The organism is Cupriavidus sp. 05N40, assembly GCF_056397305.1.
The window spans coordinates 1-5,426 of sequence record NZ_JBFTND010000319.1 but is presented as its reverse complement, the minus strand read 5'-3'; the positions used below and the strand labels follow the sequence as shown (position 1 = coordinate 5,426).

The following is a 5,426-nucleotide window of genomic DNA, read 5'->3' as shown; positions in this document are numbered from 1 at the left end:
GCCTGGCGGAGCTGGGCTTCGAGCATGCCACGGTGCTGATGCTGCTGATTGCCAGCATGGCTTCGCTGACCGCCTATGTGCTGCATGCCACGCGCCACCGCCGTCCCTTGTTCGGGTTGCGGCTGTTCCGCATCCATACCTTCAGCGTGGGGCTGCTGGGCAACCTGTTCGCGCGCATCGGCAACGGCGCCATGCCGTTCCTGATCCCGCTGACCCTGCAGGTCAGCCTGGCCTATTCGCCGTTCGAGGCGGGCCTGATGATGCTGCCGATCACGGCGGCGGGCATGGCGTCCAAGCGCCTTGCCACGGGACTGATCGAGCGCCACGGCTATCGCAAGGTGCTGGTCACCAACACGTTCGTGGTGGGGCTGGCGATGGCCTCGTTCGCGCTGATCTCGCCGAGCCAGCCGCTGGCGCTGCTGCTGGTGCAACTGGCCGTGTTCGGCGCGGTCAATTCGATCCAGTTCACCGCGATGAATACCGTCACGCTCAAGGACCTCGGCACGGCCGGGGCCAGCGGCGGCAACAGCCTGCTGTCGATGGTGCAGATGCTGTCGATGAGCCTGGCTGTCACATCGGCCGGCGCCCTGCTGGCGACCTTCCAGGGCGCGTTCAGCGAACACGGCGCGACATCCGCGCTGCCGGCCTTTCACGCCACCTTCATCTGCGTGGGGCTGATCACCTCGGCCTCGGCTTGGATCTTCCTGCAGTTGTCGCCCGATGTCACCCGCGCGGCGGGCAAGAAGATGGCGGACGCGGGGGAGATGTAGCCACTGCCGGCGGCTACTCCCGCGCCTTCGGCGCGTGCCCGCGTGCCCGCGCGGCGGCGCGCTCGCGCAGGTCCTGCACGAAGGCCTCGGCGGCGTGGTCGAGGTTGCGCCCGCCCTGGCGCAGCAGGCCGACAGGCTCTTCGCTGCCATGGCCGGAGATGGGCAGCAAGGCCAGCTCGGCGCTTTCCAGCCCCTGTCGCATGGCGCAGCGCGGCGCCAGCCAGACCGCGTCGGACTTCAGCGCGATCAGCTGGCCCAGGTAGGCATCCGAGGTTTCCAGCACGCCCGGCGGCAACACGAAGCCGTGCCGCGCCAGCATGCTCTCCGCGCTATGGCGCGGCACCGAGCCCTGCGCCGGCACCACCAGCGGGAAGCGCATGACGTCCGCCAGTGTCGGCGTGCCGGCTTGCGGCCCGGCCAGCGCATGCTGGCGGCGCACCGCCAGCAGCAACGGCTCGGCGTCCAGCATCTCGAACCACAAGCCCTCCATCACCGCCGGATTGTCCATGCGGCCGATCACGATATCGAGCAGGTCGGCCTTCAGGCTATCGATCAGCGCGCGGTTCATGCCGGTCTGCACGGCCAGGCTGACTTCGGGGTGGCTGTCGCGAAACGCCAGCACTGCCTCTTGCAGCAGGTCGGGCACCACGCTGGGCAGGGCGCCGATGCGGATGCGACGGGCGCCCCTCTCCGACTCGCCATCGATGCTGCCGGCGGCTTCGTCGAGGTCCTCCAGCACGCGCAAGGCGTGGCGCAGGAAGCGCTGGCCGGATTCGGTCAGTTCCGTGCCGGAGCGCTTGCGTACCAGCAGGCGCGTGCCCAGCAGGGCCTCCAGTTCGGTCAGCGTCTTGGAGATGGCCGGCTGGCTCAGGCCCAGCTGTTCGCCGGCGCGGCCGAGGTGCTGGGTCTGCGCCACCGCCACGAAGGAATGCAGGTGACGCAGCCGCACCCGGCTGCGGAAGGCATTTTGCATATCGAAAAGTTATGAATCTGGTCGAAAAACTCAATTTACAGCAGATAAGTCTGCAAATAAAGTAATGCAAATTCATCCATAAGGAGACGTGCATCATGGCCGACTCGCCCCCCAAGCTCCCGCCAGGCCTGGCCCAGTACCGCCGCCATTACTGGGACACCCAGCCCGCGTACCGCTTCGACCCCTACGGCTCCACCCGTCTGCGCTCGCCGCAGCAGCCGTTGATCGCGCTGCCGCAGACCCTGTCCGAGGTGACCGGTCCGCGGTTCGGCGCCGAGTTCGTGCGCGCCGGCGACAGCGACCTCACCACCGGCCAGGGCCGCGGCGAGGCCATCGGCGAGCGCATCCTGGTCAGCGGGCGCGTGCTCGACGAGAACGGCCGGCCGGTGCCGAATGCGCTGATCGAGGTCTGGCAGGCCAACGCCGCCGGCCGCTATGTGCACAAGCGCGACCAGCACGACGCGCCGCTGGACCCCAATTTCATCGGCGAAGGCCGGGCGGTGACCGACGCCCACGGCCGCTATCAGTTCAAGACCATCAAGCCCGGCGCCTATCCCTGGCGCAACCACCACAACGCCTGGCGGCCGCAGCATATCCATTTCTCGCTGTTCGGCAACGCCTACGCCACGCGGCTGGTCACGCAGATGTACTTTCCGGGCGATCCCTTGCTCGCCTTCGACCCCATCTTCAATTGCGTGCCGGACGCCAAGGCGCGCGAGCGCCTGGTATGCGCGCTGGACTGGGAAACCACGGTGCCCGAGTACGCGCTTGGCTACCGCTTTGATATCGTGCTGCGCGGCCGCGATGCCACGCCGATGGAGTAAGCCATGCTGTACGCGACCACATCCCAGACCGTCGGTCCCTACCTGCATATCGGCCTGTCGGCGCTCGACGCCGGCGACCTGACCGCCGAGGCGCCGTCCCTGGACGGCGAGCGCATCGTCATCGAGGGCCGCATCGTCGACGGCGGGGGCGAGCCCGTGTCCGATGGCATGGTGGAGATCTGGCAGGCCAGCCCGGCCGGCCACTACCGCCACCCCGACGACCAGCGCGAAGGCGCGCAATCCAGCCTGGTGCCCGGCTTTACCGGCTTCGGCCGCCTGCCGACCCAGGCCGACGGCAGCTTCCGCTTCGTCACCGTCAAGCCGGGCGCCGTGCCCGGCCCCGACGGCCAGCCGCAGGCCCCCCATATCGTGGTGTCGCTGTTCATGCGCGGCCTGCTCAAGCACCTGACCACGCGTCTATACTTTCCCGACGAAACGCAGGCCAATGCGCGCGACTGGGTCCTGTCGCAGGTGCCGGCGGAGCGCCGCCAGACCCTGGTGGCGCAGCCGGCGGGCCCGGGCAAGCTGCAGTGGCAGGTGATACTGCAAGGCCAGGGCGAAACGGTGTTCTTCGATATCTGAGCCGGCGCGGCCCCGTTCCCGCCAAGTCTCGCCGCACGCCGGCGCCGGCCCGCTCCGCGGCCCGGCGCCGGCGTGCGTTTCTTTTCCGTGCGAACCTGAACCGATGCCTACTTCTTCCCGACTGACCGACCCCATGTTCGGCAGCGCCGATACGCTGGCCGCATTCTCCGATGCCGGCACGGTGCAGGGCATGCTCGATTTCGAAGCGGCGCTGGCGCTTGCCGAGGCCAGTTGCGGGGTGATCCCGCAGGACGCCGCCGCAGTGATCGCTGCCGCTTGCCGGGCCGGGGAAATCGATTTCGACAAGCTGGCCGATGCCGCCGTCGCGGGCGGCAACCTTGCCATTCCCCTGGTCAAGCAGCTTACGGCCCGCGTGGCCGCACGCGACGAACGGGCCGCGCGCTACGTGCACTGGGGCGCGACCAGCCAGGACGCCATCGATACCGGCATGGTGCTGCAGTTGCGCCGTGCGCTGCAGGCCATCGGCACCGATCTCGAAGCGCTCTGCGAGGCGTGCGCCACGCTCGCGCGGCAGCACCGCAACACGCCGATGGTGGGTCGTACCTGGCTGCAGCACGCGCTGCCCACCACCTTCGGCCTCAAGGCCGCCGGCTGGCTGGACGCCCTGCAGCGCAACCTGCAACGTCTCGGCGCCGCGCGCGAGCAAGTCGCCGTGCTGCAATTCGGCGGCGCCGCCGGCACGCTGGCCAGCCTCGGCAACGCCGCGCCCGCGGTGATTGCCGGACTCGGCCGCGAGCTGGATCTCGCCGTGCCCGCCGTGCCCTGGCATGGCCACCGCGACCGCCTGGCCGACGTGGCCGCCACGCTCGGCATGCTCACCGGCACGCTCGGCAAGATCGCGCGCGACATTGCGCTGCTGATGCAGACCGAAGTGGCTGAAGTCGCCGAGCCCTCCGCCCCGGGCCGCGGTGGYTCCAGCACCATGCCGCACAAGCGCAACCCGGTTGGCTGCGCCGCCGTGCTGACCGCCGCCGTGCGCGTGCCGCCGCTGGTGGCGAGCATGCTCGCCGGCATGGTGCAGGAACACGAGCGCGCCCTCGGCGGCTGGCAGGCCGAATGGGACACCCTCCCGCAGATTGTCACGCTCAGCGCCGGCGCCCTGCGCCAGATGCTGGAGGTGGCAAGCGGCCTGCAGGTCGATGCGCCGCGCATGCGCGCCAACCTCGACATGACCCACGGACTGATTCTCGCCGAAGCCGCCATGCTGGAGCTGGGCGGGCGGATCGGCCGGCTGCAGGCGCACCACCTCGTCGAAGGCGCCTGCAAGCGGGCGGTGGCCGAAGGCACCACGCTGCGTGCAGCGCTGGCGGCGGTGCTGGCCGAAGATCCCGCCCACGCCGGCCTGATGGATGCCGCCGCGCTGGACCGGGTATGCGATCCGGCCAACTATTTCGGGCAGGCAGAGGGATTCGTCGACGGCGCGCTGGCGGCATGGCGCGCACGCGAGGGCTGACGAGCCCGTAGCCATGTCACCGCGAGCCATGCCAACGGAGCCCGTCGACAGGCATCGAGCCTGAACGCCGGAATCCAGGCAACAAGACCAACCAAGACAGACCCAAGACAGATCCAAGACAGATTTCGCCCCTGGAGACTAAATTGCCCCACCTCAATCATGCCGGCGCCTCCCTGTTCTACACCCTGGAAGGCCCCGAATCCGCCCCGGTCCTGATCTTCTCCAACTCCCTCGGCACCGACCACACCATGTGGGCGCCGCAGGCCGAAGCGCTCGGCAAGCAGTTCCGCGTCCTGCGCTACGACACCCGCGGCCACGGGCAATCATCGCTGCCGCCGGGACCGGCCACGGTGGCCGAGCTGGGCAGCGACGTGCTGGCCCTGATGGATGCGCTCGGCATCCGCAAGGCCGCGTTCTGCGGCCTGTCCATGGGCGGCCTGACCGGCATGTGGCTCGGCGTGAATGCGCCCCAGCGCTTCACGCATATCGCGCTCGCCAATACCGCGCCCAAGATCGGCACGGGCGAGGCATGGAACACCCGCATCGACGGGGTGCTGCGCGACGGCATGGCGCCGCTGGTGGACGCATCGCTGCAGCGCTGGTTCACGCCGGGGTTTGTCGCTGCCGCCGGCGGCAAGCTCGATGGCCTGCGTGCCGTGCTGGGCGGCCTCGATGCGCGCGGCTACGCCGCCAACTGCGCCGCCGTGCGCGACGCCGACCTGCGCGAAGCGGTCAGGACCATCCCGGTGCCCGTGCTGGTGATCGCCGGCAGCGCCGATCCGTCCACCACCGCGGCCGAAGGC

Annotated in this window: 6 protein-coding genes; 5 read left to right on the top strand and 1 reads right to left on the bottom strand. The window is 69.7% G+C overall.

The window, feature by feature from the left end; translation table 11 throughout:
• Window positions 1–770 (top strand): MFS transporter (locus AC1DO7_RS38960; protein WP_477117397.1); only part of this gene is annotated, 770 nt, incomplete at its 5' end.
• 13 nt (window positions 771–783) lie between these two features.
• Here the strand turns inward: AC1DO7_RS38960 and AC1DO7_RS38955 are convergent.
• On the bottom strand, window positions 784–1,743 hold the full coding sequence (locus AC1DO7_RS38955) for a LysR substrate-binding domain-containing protein (RefSeq protein WP_441614967.1): 960 nt from the start codon (window positions 1,741–1,743) through the stop codon (window positions 784–786).
• A gap of 95 nt (window positions 1,744–1,838) precedes the next feature.
• On the opposite strand from AC1DO7_RS38955, the gene pcaH reads away from it, so the two are divergent.
• The 4 genes from pcaH to pcaD all read left to right on the top strand — a co-directional run.
• Window positions 1,839–2,567, top strand: coding sequence for a protocatechuate 3,4-dioxygenase subunit beta (pcaH, locus tag AC1DO7_RS38950; RefSeq protein ID WP_441614965.1), 729 nt, complete (start codon window positions 1,839–1,841; stop codon window positions 2,565–2,567).
• Between the two features lie 3 nt (window positions 2,568–2,570).
• Window positions 2,571–3,149, top strand: a complete 579-nt coding sequence (gene pcaG, locus AC1DO7_RS38945; protein WP_441614963.1) for a protocatechuate 3,4-dioxygenase subunit alpha — start codon at window positions 2,571–2,573, stop codon at window positions 3,147–3,149.
• A 103-nt stretch (window positions 3,150–3,252) separates the two neighbouring features.
• Window positions 3,253–4,623, top strand: a complete 1,371-nt coding sequence (locus tag AC1DO7_RS38940; RefSeq protein WP_441614961.1) for a 3-carboxy-cis,cis-muconate cycloisomerase — start codon at window positions 3,253–3,255, stop codon at window positions 4,621–4,623.
• 143 nt (window positions 4,624–4,766) lie between these two features.
• Window positions 4,767–5,426 (top strand): 3-oxoadipate enol-lactonase (gene pcaD, locus AC1DO7_RS38935; protein ID WP_477117396.1); only part of this gene is annotated, 660 nt, incomplete at its 3' end.